Origin of the sequence: Ohtaekwangia kribbensis, assembly GCF_042676245.1 — a bacterium.
Lineage (GTDB): Bacteria > Bacteroidota > Bacteroidia > Cytophagales > Cyclobacteriaceae > Ohtaekwangia > Ohtaekwangia kribbensis.
Map to the genome: position 1 here is coordinate 259,121 of NZ_JBHTKA010000004.1, position 25,108 is coordinate 284,228.

At 43.8% G+C, this 25,108-nt stretch carries 22 protein-coding genes; 10 read left to right on the plus strand and 12 right to left on the minus strand.

Annotated elements, in window-relative coordinates; translation table 11 throughout:
* Positions 1-7: 7 nt before the first annotated feature.
* The 10 genes from ACFQ21_RS14330 to ACFQ21_RS14375 form a co-directional block, all read right to left on the minus strand.
* A complete protein-coding gene (locus ACFQ21_RS14330) occupies positions 8-919 on the minus strand; it encodes a transporter (protein ID WP_377579921.1) in 912 nt (303 codons plus the stop codon).
* Positions 920-1,123: 204 nt separating this feature from the next.
* Positions 1,124-1,666 carry a hypothetical protein gene (locus ACFQ21_RS14335; protein ID WP_377579923.1) on the minus strand — a complete coding sequence of 181 codons (543 nt, stop codon included), beginning with the start codon at positions 1,664-1,666 and terminating at the stop codon, positions 1,124-1,126.
* A 106-nt stretch (positions 1,667-1,772) separates the two neighbouring features.
* Positions 1,773-2,402, minus strand: coding sequence for a 16S rRNA (guanine(527)-N(7))-methyltransferase RsmG (gene rsmG, locus ACFQ21_RS14340; protein ID WP_377579924.1), 630 nt, complete (start codon positions 2,400-2,402; stop codon positions 1,773-1,775).
* Positions 2,403-2,438: 36 nt separating this feature from the next.
* Positions 2,439-3,056: an RNA polymerase sigma factor gene (locus tag ACFQ21_RS14345; RefSeq protein ID WP_377579926.1), complete on the minus strand. Its 618-nt coding sequence runs from the start codon at positions 3,054-3,056 to the stop codon at positions 2,439-2,441.
* Positions 3,044-4,090 (minus strand): glycosyltransferase, encoded by a 1,047-nt coding sequence (locus ACFQ21_RS14350; RefSeq protein WP_377579927.1) that lies wholly within the window; start codon positions 4,088-4,090, stop codon positions 3,044-3,046. The genes ACFQ21_RS14345 and ACFQ21_RS14350 overlap by 13 nt, the downstream gene beginning before the upstream one ends.
* Before the next feature lie 423 nt (positions 4,091-4,513).
* Positions 4,514-6,070, minus strand: coding sequence for a SusD/RagB family nutrient-binding outer membrane lipoprotein (locus ACFQ21_RS14355; RefSeq protein ID WP_377579928.1), 1,557 nt, complete (start codon positions 6,068-6,070; stop codon positions 4,514-4,516).
* A 29-nt stretch (positions 6,071-6,099) separates the two neighbouring features.
* On the minus strand, positions 6,100-9,450 hold the full coding sequence (locus ACFQ21_RS14360; RefSeq protein ID WP_377579929.1) for a SusC/RagA family TonB-linked outer membrane protein: 3,351 nt from the start codon (positions 9,448-9,450) through the stop codon (positions 6,100-6,102).
* Positions 9,451-9,645: 195 nt separating this feature from the next.
* Positions 9,646-10,740 carry a FecR family protein gene (locus ACFQ21_RS14365; protein ID WP_377579930.1) on the minus strand — a complete coding sequence of 365 codons (1,095 nt, stop codon included), beginning with the start codon at positions 10,738-10,740 and terminating at the stop codon, positions 9,646-9,648.
* Positions 10,741-10,874: 134 nt separating this feature from the next.
* The gene (locus ACFQ21_RS14370; RefSeq protein WP_377579932.1) at positions 10,875-11,000 is read right to left on the minus strand and encodes a hypothetical protein; all 126 of its coding nucleotides are present in this window, start codon (positions 10,998-11,000) and stop codon (positions 10,875-10,877) included.
* A gap of 22 nt (positions 11,001-11,022) precedes the next feature.
* Positions 11,023-11,592, minus strand: a complete 570-nt coding sequence (locus tag ACFQ21_RS14375; protein ID WP_377579934.1) for an RNA polymerase sigma factor — start codon at positions 11,590-11,592, stop codon at positions 11,023-11,025.
* A 917-nt stretch (positions 11,593-12,509) separates the two neighbouring features.
* Between ACFQ21_RS14375 and ACFQ21_RS14380 the strand changes: the two genes are divergently transcribed.
* The 7 genes from ACFQ21_RS14380 to ACFQ21_RS14410 all read left to right on the plus strand — a co-directional run bounded on the left by ACFQ21_RS14380 (position 12,510) and on the right by ACFQ21_RS14410 (position 20,577).
* The gene (locus tag ACFQ21_RS14380; protein ID WP_377579936.1) at positions 12,510-13,574 is read left to right on the plus strand and encodes a LacI family DNA-binding transcriptional regulator; all 1,065 of its coding nucleotides are present in this window, start codon (positions 12,510-12,512) and stop codon (positions 13,572-13,574) included.
* A gap of 92 nt (positions 13,575-13,666) precedes the next feature.
* Complete coding sequence (gene tgt / locus ACFQ21_RS14385; protein WP_377579938.1) at positions 13,667-14,797, plus strand: tRNA guanosine(34) transglycosylase Tgt; 1,131 nt, start codon at positions 13,667-13,669, stop codon at positions 14,795-14,797.
* Positions 14,798-14,861: 64 nt separating this feature from the next.
* Positions 14,862-15,998, plus strand: a complete 1,137-nt coding sequence (locus ACFQ21_RS14390) for an LptF/LptG family permease (RefSeq protein ID WP_377579940.1) — start codon at positions 14,862-14,864, stop codon at positions 15,996-15,998.
* Positions 15,999-16,901, plus strand: a complete 903-nt coding sequence (locus ACFQ21_RS14395) for a DMT family transporter (protein WP_377579942.1) — start codon at positions 15,999-16,001, stop codon at positions 16,899-16,901.
* 53 nt (positions 16,902-16,954) lie between these two features.
* On the plus strand, positions 16,955-18,166 hold the full coding sequence (locus tag ACFQ21_RS14400) for a porin (protein ID WP_377579945.1): 1,212 nt from the start codon (positions 16,955-16,957) through the stop codon (positions 18,164-18,166).
* Between the two features lie 138 nt (positions 18,167-18,304).
* A complete protein-coding gene (locus ACFQ21_RS14405; RefSeq protein ID WP_377579947.1) occupies positions 18,305-18,691 on the plus strand; it encodes a BlaI/MecI/CopY family transcriptional regulator in 387 nt (128 codons plus the stop codon).
* Entirely contained in the window at positions 18,688-20,577 is a 1,890-nt protein-coding gene (locus ACFQ21_RS14410) for a M56 family metallopeptidase (RefSeq protein ID WP_377579949.1), read from the plus strand. The genes ACFQ21_RS14405 and ACFQ21_RS14410 overlap by 4 nt, the downstream gene beginning before the upstream one ends.
* Before the next feature lie 99 nt (positions 20,578-20,676).
* Here the strand turns inward: ACFQ21_RS14410 and ACFQ21_RS14415 are convergent, their stop codons facing one another.
* Together ACFQ21_RS14415 and ACFQ21_RS14420 are read right to left on the minus strand one after the other, a co-directional pair.
* Positions 20,677-21,750: a mandelate racemase/muconate lactonizing enzyme family protein gene (locus tag ACFQ21_RS14415; RefSeq protein WP_377579951.1), complete on the minus strand. Its 1,074-nt coding sequence runs from the start codon at positions 21,748-21,750 to the stop codon at positions 20,677-20,679.
* A gap of 30 nt (positions 21,751-21,780) precedes the next feature.
* Positions 21,781-22,857, minus strand: coding sequence for a DUF1611 domain-containing protein (locus ACFQ21_RS14420; protein WP_377579953.1), 1,077 nt, complete (start codon positions 22,855-22,857; stop codon positions 21,781-21,783).
* Positions 22,858-22,979: 122 nt separating this feature from the next.
* Between ACFQ21_RS14420 and ACFQ21_RS14425 the strand changes: the two genes are divergently transcribed.
* The 3 genes from ACFQ21_RS14425 to rlmN all read left to right on the plus strand — a co-directional run bounded on the left by ACFQ21_RS14425 (position 22,980) and on the right by rlmN (position 25,045).
* A complete protein-coding gene (locus ACFQ21_RS14425; protein WP_377579955.1) occupies positions 22,980-23,420 on the plus strand; it encodes a hypothetical protein in 441 nt (146 codons plus the stop codon).
* 13 nt (positions 23,421-23,433) lie between these two features.
* Positions 23,434-23,631: a hypothetical protein gene (locus tag ACFQ21_RS14430; RefSeq protein WP_377579957.1), complete on the plus strand. Its 198-nt coding sequence runs from the start codon at positions 23,434-23,436 to the stop codon at positions 23,629-23,631.
* Between the two features lie 370 nt (positions 23,632-24,001).
* Positions 24,002-25,045 (plus strand): 23S rRNA (adenine(2503)-C(2))-methyltransferase RlmN, encoded by a 1,044-nt coding sequence (gene rlmN / locus ACFQ21_RS14435; protein ID WP_377580140.1) that lies wholly within the window; start codon positions 24,002-24,004, stop codon positions 25,043-25,045.
* The last annotated feature ends 63 nt before the right edge of the window (positions 25,046-25,108 follow it).

Below are 25,108 nucleotides of genomic sequence, written 5' to 3' on the forward strand. Positions count from 1 at the left end.
GTATAGATTACTGGTTCTTATCAAATTTAATTGTGTAGAGTACGCCAGCCATCAGTGTTGTAGACTGCCCTGCGTTACGACCGGCCACCGTATAGTGTGCCGAACCTCTCACAGCCATGCCCTGCGGCTTTGGTAAATAGTACATAACCAGTGCACCTGTTTTTATCATGTTCATGCGATTGGAAACAAACGGCATATCCTGTCTGCGGATGTCGCCTCCTCCCAATGTATTCAGTTGTATATAGTTCAGTTCTGCCTGCAGCGGACCTTTTTGATAGCCCATGCTTACAAACACATCAAATACGTTTGGCATTTTTACTTCATCGCTCATCACGAATTCATTTCCATCGTAGTAAGAAGGGCGATCAAGTGTTGTGTTGCTTCGCCAGGTATAAGCCCCTGACGCATTTACAAACCAGCCTTGCTGAATTTTATAATAAGCCGTGAGGCGGTATGAAAGATTCGTAGTGTGTGCGCCCAATGCCAACGGATAGAAATCGGGCGTATAGTCACTCAGTGGTGTTGAGAAGTTCAACACGGCAAACGTATTGAAAGCGCTTTTCTCAAATTTCTTTCCGAAGAAATTATACTTTAATCCGAGCGAAAGATCCTGCAAGCCTTCCATGCCACTCAGGGTTCCCTGGCTGGCCTTTGTCTTCACATACGGTACCATGGCTATAACATTTACTTTGTTTGTTATACCATACGTACCGACCCACGTCAGGCTCTGTGTCGTTACATGCCCGATGTTTCCATTTTCACGTTTCAGCTCTCCTTCCCAATAGTCAGTCCAGCGGTCATGCATATACATGAATCCGGTACAGAGACTTTTCTTCTGCATCATCAACCCATCTGTCAGGTTCTGAGCGAAAGAGAGAGTGGGAACAAGTCCCAGCATTAGCAGGTAGATTTTCTTCATATATGTATTTGGGTAATAAGGTTTCCTTGTAAGGATGTGATTAAAAAGAATCACAAAGAGCAGTTCCTCTTCCTTGCGTTACGCAGCATCCGGTTATAGCTGACAGCATATCAATACTCCTTGAGATATAATATATCCCGTGGAAATGAGATGCTCTGCTAAAATAAATTCAGATCTAACGTAAAAGGAATAACAGAAGCTTGATCAAGCTCTTTCAGGAGGATGTATAATAGACGCATAGAAAGACTGTATAAACACAACGGTTACGCTTTCCGGACTTACGTTTTGTGACCAACCCTCAGACGAGGACTTGATTGTATAAGTGCCAACTAAATATTCTTTGATAAACGATGGCAGTGTGGTGGAATGACTTTTACCATCGGGCGATTTATCAGCAAAAGTCTTGACATAATCGGTGAGGGCCTGGTTGATGCGCTTGCTCTGCTGATCTTTAACACATACTATATATAGTGTATCTTGAGAAAGGCGTTGCTTCACCATGTGGTAGAACTCACCATTGTGCTCAAACTCACCGTCTACACGTTGATATTCCTGCGAGTCGTTTGCGTATGGTACTGCGAGCGGAACTTTGATGGTAACGGTTTCCAGTTCATTGTAATTTTCAGCATCGAATCGCTGAATGAGTTCCTGTCTGTTCTGGTAATGCAGCCCGAAGAACAATCCATAGTACCCCAGCACATTGAAGAGCAGGAGAAAAATGAAGGCTATGGATACAATCTTTTTCACGGGCAGAGCTTGGGGCTACTGCATAGATATGAATTTTAGTTTAATTAAACAACGGGCGAAACCGTTTTCTATAGTACCTGGCCGCGATTGGCATTCCAAAAACAGGCTATAGCGGAACGTAAACCACTTTTTTGGTTTCGAAAAATTCTTCCGTGAAATAATCCGAAAGGTTATAAACCTGGTGGAGTTTTTTGAGCTCCGCGAGCTCTTCGTCCAGGTCGCCACCTTTTAAATATAGTATACCATTATCCAACGAATGCACGGACTGCTTCTTGGTTTTGTTATGGATCCAGCCGTAAAATTCCTTTATACGCGTAACGGCACGGCTCACAATGAAATCATATTGTCCCCTTATCTGCTCGGCACGAATCTGTTCACCTCTTACATTTTTTAGTCCTATACCTTCCGCAACACCTTTCACCACCGTTATTTTTTTACCGATGGAATCTACCAGGTGAAAATTAGTCTCCGGAAAAAGTATAGCAAGCGGTATACCGGGAAAACCTCCTCCAGTACCCACATCGAGCACCGAAGCTCCAGGCTTAAAGGCCATAACTTTGGCTATACCCAGCGAGTGCAGTACGTGGTTGATAAACAGATTCTCTATATCCTTACGGGATACAACATTGATCTTATCATTCCAATCTTTATAGAGATCGAAGAGTTTCGCGAATTGATCTTTCTGCTTCTGCGAAAGGTCAGGAAAATAATGGAATATAATTTCAGCTCCTTGCAAGGCTATATGCGGAAATCAAAAATGAAAAGAAATATACTATATATGATCGCGCTTGTTCTTCACCATCTCGAACATGAGTTCGCGCGCGCGGTGCAATTGGGCTTTTACGGTACCAAGCGGTGCATCCAGCTCTTCTGCTATTTCTTCATACGATAATTCGTGGAAGTAGCGCAGGCGCACCAGCTTCTGATATTTAGCCGGAAGCTTATCAACAAACACCTGGATCAGTTCGGCCTTTTGTGACTTGATGGTTTCTTCCTGCGGATCGAGATTTTCATCTTCCACATCGATGGAAACGGATTGACCATCATCGTCTGTAAACGTATTTTCAATGCTGAGGGTGTTCAGCTTCTTCTTGCGTATAAAGTCGATGGTATTGTTAGTAGCAATACGAAAGAGCCATGTACTGAATGTAAAATCTTTTTTAAAGCGGTGCAGACTTCGAAAAGCCTTCGCGAAAGATTCGATGGTAAGATCTTCTGCATCGTCAACATTACGAACCATTTTCAGAATCATGTGGTATACCGGGCGCTTATACCGTTGCATGAGTTTGGCATAGGAGCTGTCATCGCCTCCTACGGCCATATCAATCAAACGGAAATCTTCCAGTGCTTTTGACGAGAATCTACTTTCTTCTTCTTCTAATTCTTCCATCGTACTTTTTTGGACACTAACGCCGTGAGGCCGGTGACAAGATAATAAAAGGCATAAATAAAATCTAAAAGCGGTACGATCCATGCCTCAAACCGATGTCCCAACTTCTTAGATGCATAATTTGCCAGAATAGTTAGCAAAACGATACGAAAAACTAATATTCCTGCTATCAGGTATGTTAGTTCTGGCACAAACAACAATGGAATGCCCACAAACCAGGTAAGCATCCAGGTTAATGTAAAGAGTCCTAACAAAAAGCGATGTTTAAATTTATAGAGCTTGCCAACGGATAAATGTCTGATTTTCTGCCTGAAGAAAGATGACCACGTGGTTTTGGGAATCGAAAATACCAGTGAGTCGTGCCCCATGATAACCTGTGTATTTTTACCAGTAGCATGTTGATTCACGAACAGGTCGTCATCACCGCCGGTAACATTCAGATAATTATTAAATCCTTTCTTGTCGAGGAACATAGATTTCCGATAGGCCATATTACGGCCAACACCCATGTAAGGGTTACCCAGAAGCGCAAAAGAAAAATATTGAATAGCCGTAAGCAGTGTCTCAAAGCGAATGAAAAAATTAAGCAGGCCTGGCACTTTTAAATAAGGAGATGTACCCAACACAAAGTTTGTAGACTCACTGAACTGTGAGCTTACGGTGTTAAGCCATTGATTACTTTGTGGCCGGCAGTCGGCATCGGTCAGCAATATCCATTCGTACTTTGCAGCCTTGATGCCTAATGTTATACCATATTTTTTACCATTAACATGAGGCGGAGTACGGTTAACGTGCACCATGCGCAGGCGATGATCTTTCTTGGTTTCCTCCAGGAGCCAGTCGAAGGTGCTGTCGTTGGAGCGATCGTCAATGACTACGATCTCAAACTCCGGGTAGTCTTGCGCCAGTAACTGCGGCACCAGCTCGTGAAGATTCTGTTCTTCATCGTGCGCACAAATAACTATGGATACCGGCAAAGATTGTGTTCGCGTTGCATCTTCCTTTTTCCTGGAAAGGCCAATTAGAAATACCAAAAGATAGATAACCTGTATTCCTGCAAGAACTGAAAAAATAATAAATATGATTTGCAAGCGACTTCTGTTTATGGAAGTCACAAAGATAAAACGACTGTTTTAGGATAAAAGGGAACGGGAGAAATTAACCTGCCGACCGCAGTTACAACTTGAAATAGCTGCGAGCCTTGAGCTGTGAGCCGCGAGAAAAAAAGGCTGGCTACTAGCTGCTGGAGGTTTGTCTGTTTTTCTTCTCCAGTGCCCGTAAGCCGGCGGCCGGTAGCTTGTCCGTTGGCTCATAGCCACAGGAGAAAAATACATAGCCGTTTCCAGCAGCCAGCAGCACCCTCATGGCTCATAACTCAAGGCTCGCAGCTAAAAAGAAGGCCCCGGTAAAAACCAAGGCCTCTTCTTCTTCTAAACCAAATTTATACGAGAGTGCTACTATTGTTTGTCCCACCAAACATGACCGGAGAGATTGTCGCCTCCCGGCACAGCATCGTGCGCTGTTTTATAGTTAGTCGGGTTGTTGTTTGCCTCTGATACCGGGTATGGAAATCTGCGGGGTATAGCACCGCCGGTTGCGTTGCCCGGGTAGTTTACAGGCGTGAGATTCGGGAAGCCTGATCTTCTCCAGTTAAACCATGCTTCATAACCATTGAGTAACGTTGCTGCCCAGAATTGTGTATTGATCATTTCAAGACCGTTGTCTGCATCGTATGGATGATCTGCGAGGTAATCATCAGCAGCAGCATCGAGGTTGCCTACATTTGGATACTGACTGAAGTATGTGATGCCTGCCTTCACGCCATTGTTATAGTGTGTCTCTGCATCGCCACCAACACCCCACCGTTGTGCTGCATCGGCCAGCAATAACTCTGACTCGGCGTAGGTAAGTATAAAGGAAGGACCTGCAAGACTTAACAAACTTGGACTAAGACTTGAGTAATCGCCTACAGTAGTATATCCGGGGGCACCGGTTATCGGGCGAACGCCTCCAAGATCATAACCATTCGGCATACCTTTCTGTACAGCCGGATCTGCGTTTCCTCCGGTAGCATTACCCGATGGATCAAATGTAGGATTGGTAACGGCTATAACAGCAAGACGAGGATCATTGTTGTTCTTCAGGAAATCAACATAAGACTTCGACAGTTTTACGTTCTGATTTTCCGGACCTTTCAGCAATACGATACTGTTTCTGTTTTGTGTTGTCCACGCCCCGGAAGCATCATGTTGGAGGATAGCGTTATCATCATTGCTCTGCATGGTTTTACCGGCAACTTTGGTTACATACTGCTTCGCTCTTTCAGGATCTATCTTGGTAAGGCGCATGGCTGTACGCAGCAACAGCGTGTTACCGAAGCGTCTCCACTTCTCGATGTCGCCATCATAGATCATGTCACCGATAGGCTTATCAGCACTTGCATCCAGTGCATTGGTAGCTTCTTCTATTTCCTTCATCAGGTCAGTATATATATCTTCCTGCTTGTCGTATACCGGGAAATAGTTTTTGCTATAATAACCCATACCGGCATCGAAGTAAGGAACATCGCCATACAGATCGGTTATACGCTGTAGAATAAGAGCACGCATAATTCTTCCCACCTGGTGAAGGTTCTTATACTTCTCTTTGTCTTTGGTAAACTGCACAAGTTCTACCACAGGCTTTACCTGGTCAGGATATGCTTTGTCCCAATAAGCAGAAGCATAGTCGGGATTCAGTATATATTTATCACCAGCCCAATACCCGATAACGGTAGAGAGCTGTTGCATCATGGTAGAAGCATAGATCAGATTACCGCGCCATGTTTCATACGCGTTATCAAAGCTTCCGGTATACATGAGTTGCGAAGCGGTTAACAAATAGTTAGGCTCATAGTTGGCGGGGCTATAGGCGGTAGGATCTGTATTGGTTTCAGCGAAGTCATCTGTACAACTTGTTGAAATCATTGCACCTGCAACTGCCAATGATATATAGGTCAGAAATTTTCTTTTCATAAGTTGAATCGGTAATAGTGGATACTTCTTTAGAACTTAACATTCACGTTAAAACCATAGGTTCTTACCGGAGGTACACCGCCCAGTTCAAGACCAGGAGCGTAATTCGAGAAGTTAGATTCCGGATCGATGTTATCCGTCTTCTTCATCAGTATAAACAGGTTGCGTGCTACAAAACTAACAGTAGCGCTCTTCACTACATTGTTCAGCACCTGGCCCGGTATAGTATATCCCAATGTAAACTGACGGAACTTGATGAAGCTTGCATCATGAACAAACGTTGATGACACGTTGTTGGAGAAATCGCCATAGTAACGTTGTGACGAAGCATTGTTCTCTCCAAACGTTTCTTCGCGACCAACCAACGTTGCTTTATGCAAACCAAACTGGTAACCATAGTAATCAGTAGCGGAGAATATCTTGCCACCAAATTTACCATCGATCAGGAATGACATGGAGAATTGCTTGAAGGAGAATTCGTTGTTCCAGCCGGCTGTCCACTTATGATATGCAGAACCGTATGACTTCAGATCACCACGCTGCGGAACTCCATTTGCGTTTACTACAATTTCACCATTCGCATCGCGCAGGTAATCGAACGCCATGATCTGGTGTGCAGCCTCACCTACTATATGTTGTGTAAAGCCGTTACCACTTCGTGACTCGCCTACTGCCAGCGTCTTCTGTCCGTCTGCCAGTTTAACTACTTCGTTGTTGTTAACAGAACCGTTGAGTGATGACACCCACTGGAAGTCCTGCTTTTTAACAGGCGTTGTAGTCAGCAACATTTCCAAACCGGTGTTCTTCAACTCACCAATGTTCAACACCACCGAAGTATATCCGGACGTGATTGACGCAGGAGCTTTTACAATTTCGTTGGTAGATTTTTTGTTATACCACGTAAGATCTAAGCGCACACGGTTTTCGAGGAAACCTAATTCAGTACCTATTTCTACTTCCGTTGCTTCTGAAGGTTTCAGGTCGCTGTTGGGTATAGCCGTGTTGATGATTGTACCGATCGGATATCCGTTTATAGTGCGGGCATCTATACCATAGTTCAATACAGTCTGATACGGATCTGTAGCTTGTCCTACTTTAGCATAACCGGCACGCAGTTTACCAAAGGTAAATGATTGACCGAGATTCCATAGTTCTGAGAATACAAATGAACCACTTACAGAAGGATAGAATATATCCATCGCTGATGCCGACAGATTTACACCGGGCACAGCCAAGGTAGAGAACCAGTCGTTACGCCCCGTAGCAGTCAAGAACAGGTAATTCTTATACGCAAGTTCAAGTGTTCCGTATACAGATTGAATCTCCTGGTTAAAGTCGGTATAGTTAACAGTCTTGTTCTTCGCGTTGGTAATGCTATAGGTAAATGGTACTGCCAGATCATTACCGATAAGCTGTGACATTTCAGCTTCCTGCTTGCGCAGGTTCGCTCCTAAATTTGGCGTGATAACAAAATCGGTTCCTACTTTAAATTGTTTTCCGATGAGTACATCTGCGTTCAATTCGTAGAACTTGGTTGTTGTTTCCGTAACACGTCCTATAGGTAAATAGGCTGTACCGGAAGGCAACACGTTTGTCATGCGATCGGTATATGAATCGCGACCGGCACGTCCCTGAACAAAGAAGCCGTTATCAAATGTATAGCGCATCGTCATCGATCCGATGAAACGCTCACGCTTGGTGTTGTTGATAAACTTCTCGGCAGCAAACCATGGGTTGGTTGCGTATGTGTTGTTGGAGAATGATAACTCGGAACCATCTTCTTTTGTACCTGGCTTCAGATCATTAATGTTCATGCTGGTTGGCAGGAACATAGCCTGGAAGTTTGCGTTACCGGCACCGTCAGAAAGTAACGGACGGTTCTTTACATCATCCACTACATAGTTTGCACGAGCATCAACAGTAAATCTCTTAACAGGTGAAAAGTTAACCGAGAGGTTGAATGAATTTCTTTTCAAACCTGCATTTGGAATGATAGAATTGTTTTTCAGGTTGCTTGCTGATAAACGTATACCTCCGTTGTCAAATCCTTTGCTGAAAGAAAGTGTATTGGTAAATGTGCTGCCGGTGCGATAAAAATCTTCCATGTTATTTTTATGCGCAGTATAGGGGCGTGATACACCATCGAAGTTGATTACGTTCGACCCATCGAGCTTCGCACCCCAGCTGCTGTTACCAGCATCCAATGCAGCTTGTTGTGTAGCAGGCTTGGTTCCATTGGAACCGAGACCATATTGATATTGCCAGTCAGTCAAATCCATAACAGACTCGGCTACATAGTTTGAGTTCAGCTCAATTGTACCGGCACCTTTACCGCTCTTCGTTGTAATAAGTATAACACCGGCTTTTGCGCGTGATCCGTATAGCGCAGCTGCGGCTGCACCTTTCAATACCGATATAGATTCGATATCATCCGGGTTTATATTTCCGATACCATCACCACGGTCTGTCTCATTCACCCAACGACCTACCAGCTGAGCACTCTCGTTACTCATCGGCACACCGTTGATTACATATAGCGGCTGATTGCTTCCTGTAAGTGTCGATGCACCGCGTATAATAACACTGGTTGATGCACCCGGACCACCCGCTACAGAACTTACGTTAACACCGGCAATTTTACCTACCAGCGAGTTTGCTACGTTGGTTTCGCGTGCCTGTGTAAACTGCTCGCCTTTCACTTCGGTAACAGAATATCCCAGCGACTTTCTTTCTTTCTCAATACCCAATGCTGTTACTACTACTTCGTTCAGTTCGGTAACATCTTCTGCCAACACTACATCAATGGTAGTTCTGTTCTGCACGGCAACTTCCTGCGTAGCAAAACCGATGAAGGAAATAACGAGTATATCATTTTCAGAATTAACCGTGATGGTAAATTTACCATCGGTATCCGTGGTCGTACCAGTCGATGTACCTTTCAGCAACACCGACACGCCTGGTATCGGTGCGCCCGCACCATCCTTAACCGTACCCGATACAGTAATGGGATCAGGTATGACACGAGTGTTTGCATCGCTTTTACTCGCATCTTCGCCATCGGGGTTTACCGGGCGAAGTACAATACGTTTGCCAACAACTTTATAGTTTACATCCGGCCCCAGTAAGGCAGCCAGTACTTCTTCGAGTTTTGCATCTTTCACGTGCAGGGTAACACGTTTCTGATCTTCTACCAGCTCGGGGCTATAAGCAAATTTTACTTTAGCCTGCTCGCTGATCTTGATGAGCGCTTGTTGGAAGTCTTCACTTTCAACATCCAGTGTAATTTTTTTATCCAGCACCTTTTGTCCCATAGTGTCCACTGCATACACGAACGCTACGGAGAAGGTTGTCAGGAGAATATGGATCAATGTAACTCTCATAAGAAACAATAATGTTTCTTGAACCGGTTTAGGTTTATTCATAAATTGAAATGTTTTTGTTTTGAACAAGGGCAAAAACTATTGGGCTGCATGATCTCCATCATGCCACCTGGAAAAGGGCTGGTGATGCTCGTAACATCATCGGCCTCTTTTTTTATATGTATTTCTGTAGGCTTATCTCATAGGCACAGCAGGTTAAGGTTTAACATTACTTTTTTCACAGCCATTGGATTCAATTACGATGGTGGCTCCCTCCATGGCATAGCGGGCGCCCAGTGCGTTACAGATTACTTCGAGCTGGTCGTACAAACCTTCTTCATCCATAATATCCGTAGTAAGCGTGCAGTTGGCCAGCATCACTTCGCTATATTTTATTTCAACACCATAGCTCTCGCTCAGCGCGCTTAACAGGTTTATCACTTTTACATTGGTATAATAATTTTTGGATGATGGCGGTTTGATGATGCTTGGATGCTCTACAATTTTCTTCACCACACTCTGCTGCATCCGGTCATACACGGCCTGCAAATTGGGTGTAAGTGTAACCTCCTGTATTTTTTCTGCACTTGCATCGGGCTTTGCAAATACAGATACTTTACCGGTTGTTACAGCAACTATAATTTCCTTAGACTGTTGATGTGCCTTGATACGAAAACTTGTACCGAGTACTTTGGTTGTAACTTCATTGGTATATACCAGGAAGGGATGTGCTGCATCTTTCTTGATTTCAAAAAACGCTTCACCGGTAAGGCATATCTCGCGTTTATCACCGAACTTTTCAGGATACTGTATTTCGCTGCCGGGTTCGAGCGATATTATACTGCCGTCCTCTAAAGTAATTTTCTCAACGTGTGTCTGCCCGTTAAATATCTTTACCCAACTGGTATCGGGCTGCTTTTCAAAAGCCGTTTCAGTTTGAGGCTGCGAACGTTGTGTATATAGCAGTATACCTGCCGTTGCCAATAACAGCAAGGAAGCTGCAGCGTAGCCGATAAATCTCCAGGCATTTTTGAATTTTGTTGGCGATTGATCGTTACGGTCGATCCACATTTTTTCAGACTCGGGTGTACGAGCGTCCAGTATCTTTTTAAAGATCACCTCAGACTTTGCCTGTGCTACAAGATCGGGCGTCTGGTTGTGCAGCAATTCAGCACGAAGCTCTTCCGAGATCATGTCTTTAATATCATCTTCATACTGCCCTGACCGGATCATCGCCATTAACGTGGCGCGCTCTTCATCAGAAGCTGTATTATTCAGGTATCGTTGTATCAGGTCGTCCAGGTTGTTCATGTTCATTTTAAAATAGTGGCATCTATAGTTGTAGTCATATTTCTGCCTTCTATAGGTAAAGAGTACCTGAGGAAGGTGGAAGGTGTAGTCAGTGTTAAAAAAATGTGAAATATTTCTTTCGAGATTATCAGAAACTAATTGGCAACAGAAAACTGAACGGCAACAACATGCCACAACACCGTAATGGTGTTTAAAATTTTATTCAGCTTGGTATAGAGAAGTATAACAGCAGGAAGAAATCCGGCACGGCTATACTTCATTGAAAAAAAAGAAAATCGTGTCCTATAGCATCATCATCATTTTAAACATGATGAAATGCAATACATAGGTGCCTACATGCGGCTGCAGGTAATGACGAATAAATTGCAGCGCCTTGGCCATGTGCGTTTTTACCGTGAATCGGGATATATTCAGTTGTTGCGCAATTACTTCATGACTCAGTCCTTCAACTTTCGCCATTTGAAATATCTGCTTCTGCTGCGTGGGCAATAATTTTACGGCCTGCTGCACGAGCTGCTCGTACTGTTTCTCCAGTAGAAAATCATCGAGACTATCATCTACCAGGGTGCGCTCCAACGTAAATTTACTTTTCGCGTGCTCTTCATACGCCAGCTTGCGAAGTGTTTTATAGGTTAGATTTCGCGCCATGGTAATCAGGTAATACTCCAGGTGAAGTACTTCTGTAAACTCGGATCGTTTATTCCACAGCGTAGAGAATATTTCCTGAACAATATCTTCCGCCAACGCAGATGACCGGGTATACCGCTTTGTTACTTTATAGATGCTATGCCAGTAGCGATCATACAGCTGTTTAAAAGCTGTTTCGCTTCCGAGGGCTAGCTGCTGTAGCACATCGTTTTCTTGATATGGTGGAAGATGAGCAAGCACAGTTCTTGGATTCATGCAATTACCCCTTGCTATATACCGGCTATATATACCGATCTATAACATCAGCTGCAATTACCTTATAAAACAAAATAGAAACCCGAAAGAAAAGTTGTTGAATAAACCGAGACTCCAACCTCACTATTCCTAAACTATATGCAGCCATAAGCAAAACAACTTTTACTGTACGCTACATATAAAATAACTGTCTGTGTATGCAATAACTTTCAGTTACCTTTCATCGATCGGCATGGCGCCTGCCACGCTTTACCCTGCACAGGAATAGAATGAAAAGAATATATAGGCTGTTCTGAGAATTCAGGATTCACATACTGACTGAGTATATACTTTATTTTTTTAAAGAGTAGGGCAGGCTGGACCTACCCTACTAACTCAACCAAACCAAATGTACTCTTAAACCTATAACGAGTACACTGAGTATCTTTTTATGACGTACCAGGGCGTGACACTGGCAAGTCGTTGTGAATATCTGAACCATCTATACTCCTTCCGCATCTATCTCGATGAAGTACCGCAGAACTTCATTCGTCAGATTAAAAGAGAGTATAAAGTACTTAAGGAGAATCTGAGGCTACCGAAGAGCCGTTGCCTGCTTTGTTGCCCGTACAGGCAGCTTGGCAGTGGTGGTGAACATTTTTCATTTTGGTTTTGGTTTGGATATAAAAACTTTCTTTTGCATGAAAACGCGTCCGGCAAAATATTCCAGAAGCGAAATCATAACTCCAAAGTAGAATATGAAAGAAATAAAAGCAAGAAAATTTTTAAAATGTGTGCGCACACATTTAATTTGTGTTCGAAAACATTTGTAAACCGCCTTTTTGGTAACGTTTTCGCACAAAAAGGCAATTCTGAAATTTTAGAGTATGGTTGATAAGAACATTCGCATTAAAGACATCGCCAAACTGGCCGGTGTATCTGTAGGTACGGTAGACCGCGTATTACACAACCGCGGAAGAGTATCACCGGAAGCCTTGAAGAAGGTTACCGAAGTAATGGAGCAGATTGACTACAAACCAAACCTGATAGCCCGCACACTGGGCTCCAATAAAAATTACAGAATAGCCGCGTTACTCCCCGATCCGAAACAAGATCCATATTGGGCGCAATCAAATCTGGGTATAACACAGGCACAAACCGAGTGGGCTCAATATGGTATACAAGTAGAATTGTTTTTATTCGACCTGCTTGATAAAAACTCATTTCAGAAAATGGCGCACGAAGTATACCTCGCTAAACCGGATGGTATATTAATCGCCCCTATATTCTATCACGAAGCTTTACCAATCTTCGAACTGTTCCGCGAAACGGATATACCGTACGTTCTCTTCAACACCAATATACCGGAGGCATCTCCACTGAGTTTTATAGGACAAAACCTGTATCAAAGCGGAAGAGTAGGTGCTGAGTTGCTATACTTTGGCCAGCATCAACCCGGCACATTAGCCGTGCTGCACATTGACGAAGACATTCACGACTCGGTTCACTTGTTGGAAAAAGAAAAAGGTTTCCGCGAATACTTTAAAGATAAAGGCAAGATCAACTTTTCGATCATCGACTTTATTCTCAATCCAAAAGATCCTTCTTTCCAAAAACAACTCGAAGAATTACTGGAAGATCCTGCGTTGCGCGGCATCTTCGTGAGTACATCCAAAGGAACTTCCGTAACAGCATCCTTGCTGGAGAAGCATGGCAAAAAAGATATTCGCCTGGTAGGATACGATATACTGGACGAAAATCTACGATACCTGAAGAGCGGCATCATCGATTTTCTGATCAATCAGAATCCCAAGCGACAAGCATCTTTAGGTATCAGTCACCTGGTAAACCACCTGATGTTCAAGAAAGGAACTCCAGGCACGGATCTTTTCCCGCTGGAAGTGATCACGCAGCAAAACGTTGATTCATACCTGGGCTCCGGTATTCATTAAAAAACATACAAGCGTACTTCATCAAAATTCCTTATCCCGAAACGTAGTAGCTAGTCGGGCCGATTATTCTATTTTTGCAGCGCAATTGCGCTATGAAATTTGAATTAACAGCAAACGATCCGAAGTCATCTGCACGGGCGGGCGTTTTACAAACCGATCACGGTGAAATACAAACACCGATCTTCATGCCTGTGGGCACAGCAGGATCGGTAAAAGCCGTTCATCAACGCGAACTGGAGAATGATGTACAGGCCCAGATCATTCTGGGTAACACATATCATTTATACCTTCGTCCGGGACTGGGCGTGCTCGAGCAAGCGGGTGGCCTTCATAAATTCAACGGATGGAATCATCCTATCCTCACCGACAGCGGTGGCTACCAGGTATATTCGCTCGCAGCCAACCGTAAGATTGTTGAAGAAGGCGTTACCTTCAAATCACATATTGACGGATCACGTCATCACTTCACACCTGAAAATGTAATGGATATACAACGCTCCATCGGTGCCGATATCATTATGGCATTTGATGAGTGTACACCGTATCCATGCGAGTATGGTTATGCAAAAAAATCCATGGAGCTCACGCATCAATGGTTAACGCGATGTGTGAACCGTATTCAAACTACAGAACCTAAATACGGATACGAGCAAGTGCTCTTCCCCATTGTACAGGGCAGTGTATATAAAGATCTGCGCGAGCAATCGGCTGAATATATAGCTTCACAGAATCAACCTGGCAATGCCATCGGTGGGTTGTCAGTAGGTGAACCTCATGAAGATATGTATGCCATGACAAGTTTAGTATGCGGCATTCTTCCGAAGGACAAACCACGCTACCTGATGGGCGTTGGCACACCTGAAAACATTCTGGAATGTATAGCCCTGGGTATAGATATGTTCGACTGTGTAATGCCAACACGCAATGCGCGCAATGGCATGCTTTTTACAACGCAGGGAATTATAAATATCCGGAATGAAAAGTGGAAGGATGATCTTTCACCGATTGACGCTACACTGGGTGGCTACGTGAGTACGTTTCATTCAAAAGCTTATTTACGTCACCTCATCATCAACAAAGAAATTTTAGGCGCGCAAATTGCTTCGATCCATAACCTTACATTTTACCTTTGGCTGGTGAAGGAAGCGCGCAAGCAGATAGTGGCAGGAACGTTTGCCGAATGGAAAAATAAGATGGTTAAAACGGTTTCGCAACGATTATAAAGACCACCGCAGTATGCAGTATAAAAATAGTACTTCATTCCGCTGTATGCTATAGACTATAGATATGAAACTACTGGATAAATATATTCTCAAACAGTTCCTCAGCACATTCTTCTTCGTGGTGGTAATTCTGCTGGCAGTTATATCCGTTATTGATATGACCGACAAGATGGACAAGTTTGCGAAAGCACAGTTAACTTCCGGGCAGATCTTTGGTTACTACCTCGACTTCATTCCGTGGATCGGTAGCCTTGTAACACCCATTACCATCTTTATCGCTACGGTATATGTATGCTCGCGCATGGCTGGTCGCACCGAAGTAATCGCTATATTAAGTGCAGGCATCAGTTTCAGAAGAATGATGCTGCCCTATTTTATCGGATCGTTCTTTATTGCAATACTCAGTTTCATACTCAACGGCTGGGTAATACCCAACTCCAACAAATCAAAACTTGCGTTTGAAGTACAGTACCTCAAGAATAAATATTACTACGACAAACAGAATATACATATACAGGTAGCTCCCGATGTATACCTCTACATGAAAAGCTACAACAATACCAACAACACCGGCTACCAGTTTACACTCGAGCGCTTCCAGGATAACAAGATGATCGAGAAACTTACGGCAAGTCGTGTTGAATGGGACACGGCCAAACAAAAGTGGACGCTGCGCGACTGGCGCATCCATAATGTGCAGAGTATATTTGAAACAACATCCGGCCCTGAAGCAAAACCCGGCTTTGAAACTTCCAAACGTGTTGTTACCACGGACTCCATCAAAAGCGGCACTACATTGGATACAGCGCTTGTTATACACCCGAAAGAATTTGAAAGCGACTATCGCAAATACGATGGTATGACACTGAACGAACTGAACAAGTATATAAAGACACTTCGTTCGCGTGGCTCCACCGGCATTGAAGTATACGAGGTTGAGAAATATACCCGCTATACTGCGCCCTTCACCATTTTTATACTGGTGTTTATGGCGGTGATTGTATCGTCACGTAAAAGTCGTGGAGGAACAGGTTTGCAGATCGCACTCGGATTCTTGCTATCTTTCATCTTCATTTTGTTCTTTACACTCTTCCGTACCTTCGCAGAAAACGGATCCATGCCTCCTCAGATTTCGGTGTGGATACCCAACATCATCTTTGGTATCATATCACTCATCATGTATAAATACGTTCCCCGCTAAATGGCATCGCGTAACGATTATCTGAAACTGCATTTTATAGTTTTTCTTTGGGGTTTCTCTGCAATAATAGGTAAGCTGGTAACTATACCGGCTGTTGAAATGGTTTTTTACCGCGCCATCATGGCTGTAATCGGTATGGGTATAGTGATCGTTGCTACAAAAGGAACGTTCGCAGTTACAGGCACTCAGTTGATGAGACTTCTGCTCATTGGTGCTATTGTAGCCATTCACTGGATGGCGTTCTTCGGTGCAGCACGTGTGTCTAACGTATCCGTAAGTTTAGTAGGCTTTGCAACGAATTCCCTATGGGCCGCTTTACTCGAACCGTGGTTTAACCGCACACGCATTAAGAAATTCGAATTGCTGCTGGGCCTTGTTGTTATCATCGGACTATATATCATCTTCTCGTTCGACTTCCAGTATAAACTCGGATTAGCGCTGGGTATACTTGCAGGATTTACCTCTGCATTGTTCTCCGTGTTCAATGCAAAATTTGTGCGCAGCATTCCGGCTTTTACCATTACATTTTATGAAATGATCGGAGTGTTCCTCTCCATCGGATTATTTCTCCCGGTATATAAGTATACATGGGCAACTGATAATACGTTGCATCTGGTACCATCGTGGATGGACCTGCTATATATAGGCTTGCTGGCGGGTGTATGTTCGGTATACGCATACTCCGTTGCCGTGGAGTTAATGAAGAAGATCAGCGTATTTCTGTTGCAGCTCACACTCAACCTGGAACCTCTCTATGGCATTATCATGGCGGTGATCGTATTCGGCAACCAGGAAAAAATGGGCGTAAATTTTTACATCGGTACACTCATCATTCTGGGCGCTGTAGCGACTTACCCCATGCTGAAGCGCAAGTACGATCACCTCTACGCGGCCAAAGAATAATCACTTTTATTTCCATTATTCTTTCGTGATCTTCGCGCCCAAAGTTTACCTCTATGAAACAACTGCAGGCGGGTGTCTGGACGATCGTGTTTATTTTTTTTTGTGAGTTGACAGGATTTGCACAGGCGCAACAACCCGTCATCTCTCCGTCTCCCTATTTTACGTATGGAAAAGGGCTCGGCATTATTTCTCCGGACAGTCTTTTTATGTTGAACATTCGCTTCCGAATGCAAAACCGGCTGGCTTTTGTTTCGGAAAGTGAAAGTAATCTTGATATAAAAAGTGTTGAAGCAAGAACCCGCAGACTACGCCTACGCTTCGATGGCTTTATCTATACCACCCGGCTTACGTATCTCATTCAACTTGCTTTTTCACGAGCGGATATGGATTACGATGATACCGGTTTCCCCAATGTAATTCGTGATGCTATGATTCAATATAGTGTTAACGAACATTTTTCGATCGGGCTCGGCCAGACTAAACTCCCCGGCAACCGTCAGCGTGTTAATTCTTCCGGTGACTTACAACTTCCGGATCGCTCGATTGTAAATTCAACCTTCAACATCGATCGCGACTTTGGAGTACAGTTCTACTACAACAATGCGCTGCAGGGATTGAACTATGTATTGCGTGCCGCTATATCTTCCGGTGATGGTCGTAATATAACTTCATCCGATCGCGGGCTTGCCTATACAGGGCGCCTTGAATTGTTACCCTTCGGTAAATTCACCAATGGTGGCGACTACTTTGAAGGCGACCTGGCGCGGGAGCCCAAGCCGAAGGTATCGTTTGGTATTACATATTCAAACAACCAGAACGCTATACGCACGGGTGGACAGTTGGGAAAATTTTTGTACGCATCGCGCGATATACAAACCAACATGGCTGATTTTCTATTGAAGTATAACGGCTGGTCATTTGCAGCTGAGTACCTGAGACGTACGGCTGCCAATCCCATCACCACCAACGAAGATGGCGACCAACGCTTTGTATATGTAGGGCACGGACAAAATTTCCAGGGAAGCTATCTCTTCAAAAACAATTTTGAAGTAGTAGGACGTTACTCACAAGTAAGGCCTGACAATGATATTCAAACGCTCGAAGAGAAAATACAACAGTATACCGTGGGCGTTACAAAATATATACGTGGCCATCGCCTCAAACTGCAAAGCGATCTCACATACGAAGAAAACACCTGGCTGGCAGGCAGTGCGGCTAATCATAACAACTGGCAGCTTCGCTTCCAGATCGAAGCCGGTATTTAATACGCACAAGTCATTAATATATATAGAGATGTCCTGAACGGCACTCTATTTTTTCGAAACCATCTACGAAATAATTCGTAAAAGACTTGCAGGAGTGATTGATCATCCTTAAACTTGTTCTACGAAAAAGTTCGTACTATGACGAAGAAAAACATAAAACCAACTGAAAAAGAGTTGGAGATCCTGCAAGTGTTGTGGGACAAGGGAGCTGTGTCGGTGCGTGAGGTTCACGAAGCGATGGGCGGTGAAGGAGCCAACGGGTATACCACCATTCTGAAATTTATGCAGATCATGCACGAAAAAGGATTGGTAACACGCCAAAAGAACGGCAAGCTGCATCTCTATAAAGCAGTGCCATCATTGGAAAGTACGCAGCAGCAGATTCTTGACAAGATGATCAATACGGTGTTTCAGGGATCAGCAGCGCAGTTGGTAATGAGTGCCCTCGGCAATAAAAAATCTTCCAAAGAAGAACTTCACGAGATCAAAAAATACCTGGAAAAACTCGAAGGAGGTGAATCATGAACGCACCTGATTTTCTTTCATCATCGATAGCAGAAGCATTGGGATGGACACTTGTTCACTCGCTTTGGCAAGGTCTCATTATTACAGGCATTGTTGCGCTGTTACTCAAAATTATACCTTCGCGCGCTTCGAACTATCGGTATACTATTGCGCTGGCAGGACTCTTAATATTGGTAATAGCCATCGGCATTACCTTTACGAAATTATATACCACGGAGAGTATACCGACTGCGATACATACGCTGACATTAACGCAGGACTACAATTATCATATTGCTAATCAGACTCACGGTGGTTTATTATTAACAATCAGGCAGTTTATGGACGCCAACATGCAATGGTTTATTGTATGCTGGTTTGCCGGAGCTATTTTCTTCTTACTGCGGGTAGCCGGAGGCAGTATATATGTATCCATGCTGCGCAGGGATTCTCTATATATGGCAGAAGAATGGAATGCACGCGTACAAACATTGGCTGCACAACTTAAGATTCAGCGCCCTATAGCACTGGCGCAATCGGCACGCGTACACGCCCCGGTTGTATTAGGGTATATTAAGCCACTAATTATTATACCTACGGGTATGCTCAGCGGGCTTTCTGCTGACCAACTCGAAGCAATTTTCCTGCATGAGCTTATTCACATCAAACGACATGATTATCTCGTGAATTTGTTCCAGATGTTCATGGAAGCATTCCTCTTCTTTAATCCATTTGTCTGGATACTATCCACCATCATTCGCAACGAGCGCGAACATTGTTGTGATGATGCTGTCGTCACTTGCACGGGCAATGCAAAACTATATGCAACAGCATTGGTACAATTGGAAGAGACAAGACTTAGCCAGGCAGGTATAGCATTATCGCTTGCTGACAATAAAAATCTATTACTCAAACGAATCAAAAGACTTATGGAAAAATCTGCAAAAAATTATTCAGGTCGCGATCGGATCATTCCCGTTGCACTTCTGGTAGTGGGCTTGATGTGTGCATCGTGGTTAACGATGAGTCGCTCGGAAAAAGCAACCATTCAAAATATAGCGGACGATGAAAAACAACTTCAATCTGATACCATCATCAAAAACAAAAATAAATCTGCGAGTTATTCCCGAAAGGTAATTACCACAACAGATGAAAATGGTAATACACACGAAGAAGTTGTCGAGAGCCGCGAAGGCGATGAAGATATACTGGCTCCGCTGGCGCCCATGGATGTTACCGTAGACGTTCCTTCTATTCCTGCATTCCCAGACTTCCCGGCATTTCCGACGATGATGAATATAGATTTGCTACTCGACAGTATACCGCCAGTTCCCGCTGCTCCTGCCTGGAACGATCATCAGTGGGAAGAAGCTGCGCAGGAATTCGAAAGAACATTCAAAGAAAAATTCAGTGAGTTCTATAAAACACATGAAGTTGACTTTGAAAAAATGATGGAAGAACTGAAAAGTAAATATGACGATAAACATCTTGACGAGCTTCGGGCAAAAGTGGATGAAATAGATCTATCTCACAAGATGGCTGCCGTTGAGAAGGAAATGGCAGTGCGTGAAGAAGCAATGGCCGCGATGGAAAAAGCAATGGCCATTCAGGAAGAAAGTATGAAGCGTTGGGAAAAGGAACACGAACAGCAAATGCAGCGTATCGAACTGAAGTTGAAAACGCAGGAAGAGAACATGAAAAAGTTTGAAGCTGAGCTGAGCAAAGAATTAGTGAAAGACGGCTACATCAAAACAGATGAGAAGATAAGAGAGATAAACTGGAGTGATGACGGTTCTATCAGAATAAACGGCAAAGAGATCAAGGGTTCCGACAAGAGCAAATATCAAAAACTACACAATAAGTATATGGGTGGCGAAGGGAATTTCAATTATATAAACGAGGATTAATATACAAGAAGCGCATCCGTTGGCAGCGAAAACGTCATAAGATGTTACATACATACTTCGCCCGAAGTAAATGTTACTTCGGGCGAAGTATAGTTATATCTATCCAATACGCTCTACACCAAGTCCTGGTTTATCCGAGCAATACATATAGCCATCTTTCAGAATAAAGCCGCCTTTCACAACATCACGCGCCAGATCAAGACTTCCATCCAGATCGATATACTTGGTATTGGCACACGAGTAGGCAGCGTGCAATGCAGCAGTTATACTTACAATACTTTCATCGTTACATCCCCAGAAGAGATCTATACTTTCATGCAGCGCTATATCTGCAATTTTCAACGCCTGACTGATACCGCCACATTTCATCAGCTTGATGTTAAATATAGCTGCCGCTTTTGGAGGCTTTACCAGCTCGATAGCATCCGCCGGAGTGATGAGCGATTCATCGGCAGCCAGAACTTTTCGCACTTCTTTCGGCAAGCCTTTCATCTCTGCTATATCATGCGCAGGTAAGGGTTGTTCGATCAATTCGAGATTCAGATCGTAAGCACGCCCGTACAGTTCAATGGTTTGATGTACGGTATATCCCTGGTTTGCATCCACGCGTATCACCACACCATTGCCCAGTTCTTCACGCAGTTTCATCAGGCGTTCTACATCTTCATCCAGGCTGTGGCCAAGCTTTACTTTCAATACTTTAAAGCCGCGCTGGATATAGTCTTTTGCTTCCCTCAGCGTTTCCTCCACGTTCTTTATACCAATCGTGTTGGAAGTAGGGAGCTTCTTGATTTTCTGTCCCAGGAATTTAACCAGCGGTATATCCAGGTATTTCGTAAACACATCGTGCAGGGCTATATCCAGTGCTGCACGTGCAGAGGGGTTCTCCGGAAATTTTTTCCATACATCGAATGTCAGCTGATTGAATTCGCGTATATCACGGCCGATGAGGAACTCGAGATTTTTTTCTTCCAGTGCTTCCAGGCATTGATCGAGCGTTTCACCCACCACATATTCGCTGGGGTTGCCCGAGCCAATACCGGTTAAACCGTTATCGAGTGTAATTTCGACAAAAGCATTCCGCACTTCGTCTACTGTTTTAAAAGCAATGGTATAGGGTTTGGTGTTGCCGAGGTCTACACTCCAAACTTTTACTTCTTTAATCTTCGTCATGTATCGTTAATTTGAAAATCGAACTATAGGTTAAACCTGCGCAAGACTTTTCTTGATCAGTGTTTCGAATACAGGTACCAAACTGTCTACACCATCTTCCAACGGAAGTACTACCGGTATACCCAGCTGCGCTTCATATTGCTGCGCATACGTACGTGCTTCCTGCTCGTTCATCTTGGCAGTATTTATAGTTAATGCCACGGTAGGCGCACCATATATACGGATCAAAGCAATCTCATCCTTGGGATCAGCTATGTAGGCAGGATAATATTCCATATCTTTATATTGCTTGCGGGCAGGGTTATGCTGCAACACAACGGCATCGGCATCCGCAGAAACAATCCACTCTGCTCCAGCTGGTCCGCTCGGGTTGCGCAGCGATGATTGCCCTTCAATAAAAATGATATCGGGCTTCTCTTCATTGTAGCAGGTTACAATGGCATGCTCCATCTCTCCTGATATAAAATCATTCAGGGTTGAATCGAAAACAAAACCATGTTTAGCGCCTTGCATCCAACCGGTTTGCCCGGTAAAAATCATTTCCGCTTTATAGCCTGCTCTGCGCATAGCCTCTACGAGAAATCGTGTTGTGGTGCGTTTACCTAAAGCGCAGTCGGTTCCTAACACCGCTATCTTCGGGCACTTCACTTCCTTAATTTTGCCAGTCCAGAAATGAAGGTCTCTGAATTTTTTAGGTTTACGAACATCAATTATTTCAAGGCCTTTTTGTTTGGCCAGGTCTGCCAGCTCCGGTATATCCGACACATATTCATGTAATCCATTTACCAGGTTATACCCGCTGTCAAGAGCTTCTTTGAGCAGGGCACGAAGCGAATCCGGAATTACACCGCCTTTGGTAGCAACCCCTACTACACAATGGGTAGCTTTTACCGGAGCGTTCTTTACAAAATCAGCGATGGAGGCGTAGATCGGAATATTTCTTTTACGCCCGTCCAGCACTTCACCGGCATCTTTACCCGGGTGTTTACTGTCGATGACACCAACGATCGTAAAGCGATCTGTGCCGCGGATCAATCCGTGCGCAGTCTTAGAGCTGCCGGTGTCGAGGAATCCACCGGTAAGTACAATTGCGTTACTTTTTGTCATATTGATTTAGCTTTCTGAAGGGCCGGAATTTCGCGCAATAAAGTGAGTTTTCAAAAGCTGTATCGATGATGAAAGCGAGTGGCTTGAATTTTGAGTAAATTTGAAAATAAACCTGACGTTTTATGAATGCTCGTATAGCCCTTTTCCTGATGGCCCTGGCCTTATGTTTAAGCTATGCTACATCGCAGGCGCAATCTATTATTGGCAAATGGCAGCTCGTTAAACAAACCAGTTGCCTGGATGAAAACCTCGATAGCAATGAAGAGACCGGCATTGAAGAAGTGGTTGATGATATGAAAAGTATGTCGGGGGCTACACCACAGGTTCTTCAATTCAAAGAAAAAAATGTAGCCGAAGAGAGTACGCGCATTGTAAGCAAAAGTAAATCTTACAACTCCAAGTCGTTGCTCTATAAATTCAGCGGAGATGCGCTGCATTTCCTGGATAAAAAATCGCGTACGATACTGGAGAGTTTTACGGTAGAGAAATTCGAAGCTGATTCACTGATCATATCCAACGCATCGCGCGCATGCGAGACCAAAATTTTTGTGAGAATAAAATGATATCGTTACAGCTATGAAAGTTGCAGAGATTAAAAACGAAATTCAGAAGCTGGTGGAGACCGAGAATAATCCTGATATACTTAACAACGTTTATGAGATTCTGGAGAAGGCTCAGCAGGAAGCACGCATCAAAGAAGCGATAATTGAAGGCGCTCTGAAAGCGGAAGAGGATATTAAAGCTGGTAGAGTTTATTCATCTGAGGAATTTTAAAACCTTATCAAAGACTATATAAAACAGAAGCGTTAGAAAGTGAAGGTTATTTTTACGTTACAGGCAAAAGAAAATTTACAACGATCCATTAACTTCCTTAGAGTCCGAGGTATCCCAGAAGAGAAAATCGAAGAAATAGCAGATAAACTTCTGTTCAGGATCGATTCGTTGGCAGATAAAACAATTTTTAGGACAACACGAAGAATACCTAAGACCACAATCCAAACACCATCGCAGGCCCAAGATCCTTACAAAACCATCTATTACGAGCTGACAACACGATTTACATAACAGATATTTTTGATTCACGCCAGAATCCTACACAGATGAAAGGTTAATATTTTTCTTGCGTACCTTTGCACCCGTTATGGTGGAGACAGTTTCTAAACGCGATATACGAAAGCTTAAACTGGACGAATTAAAAGAATTTTTCGTGCAGCATGGGGAAAAAGCGTTCCGGGCTCAACAGGTTTACGAATGGCTCTGGAATAAATCGGCCAAGAGTTTTGACCAGATGACCAACCTCTCCATAGGCTTGCGCGATATGCTGAAGGAGCATTTCACCATCAATCACATCAAGGTAGACCACATGCAGCGCAGTGCTGATGGCACGATTAAAAACGCAGTAACACTTTTTGATGGCATGGTGGTGGAGTCTGTACTTATCCCTACGGAGAAACGCATCACGGCCTGTGTATCGTCACAGGTGGGTTGCAGTCTTGCATGCAAGTTCTGCGCAACGGCACGACTGAAGCGTCAGCGCAACCTGACACCAGACGAGATCTACGACCAGGTAGTGGCCATCAAGGAACAATCAGAATTATTTTTTGGTCGTCCCCTTACCAATATAGTTTTCATGGGTATGGGCGAACCTTTGCTGAACTATAGCAACGTAATCTCGGCTATCGACAAGATCACTTCGCAGAAAGGATTGAACATGGCTTCGAAACGAATTACCGTTTCTACTGTGGGCATTGCCAAGATGATTATGAAAATGGCTGACGATGGTGTAAAGTTTAACCTGGCGGTATCACTACATGCTGCGCTGGACAAAACGCGTTCGTCCATCATGCCAATTAACGATACCAACCCGTTGGATGAATTGGGCGATGCGCTCCGTTACTGGTATGATAAAACCAAACGAAAAGTTACGTACGAGTATGTTGTGTGGAAAGGCATTAATGATACTGAAGAGCACGCCAAGGCATTGTTGAAGTTCTGCAAGATCGTTCCTTCCAAAGTAAATCTCATCGAATACAACCCGATCGATGATGGCGAATTTCAGCAGGCCACTCCGGAGGTATTGGACATGTATATGCACCTGCTCGAGAGCCACGGTATTACTACACGCATACGCAAGAGCCGCGGCAAAGATATAGATGCTGCCTGCGGACAGTTAGCGAATAAGTCGTAAGCACGCAAATGTTATATTCCATATAGTGTATTGCGCGAGCTGATCAATCTTTGCATCTTTCAG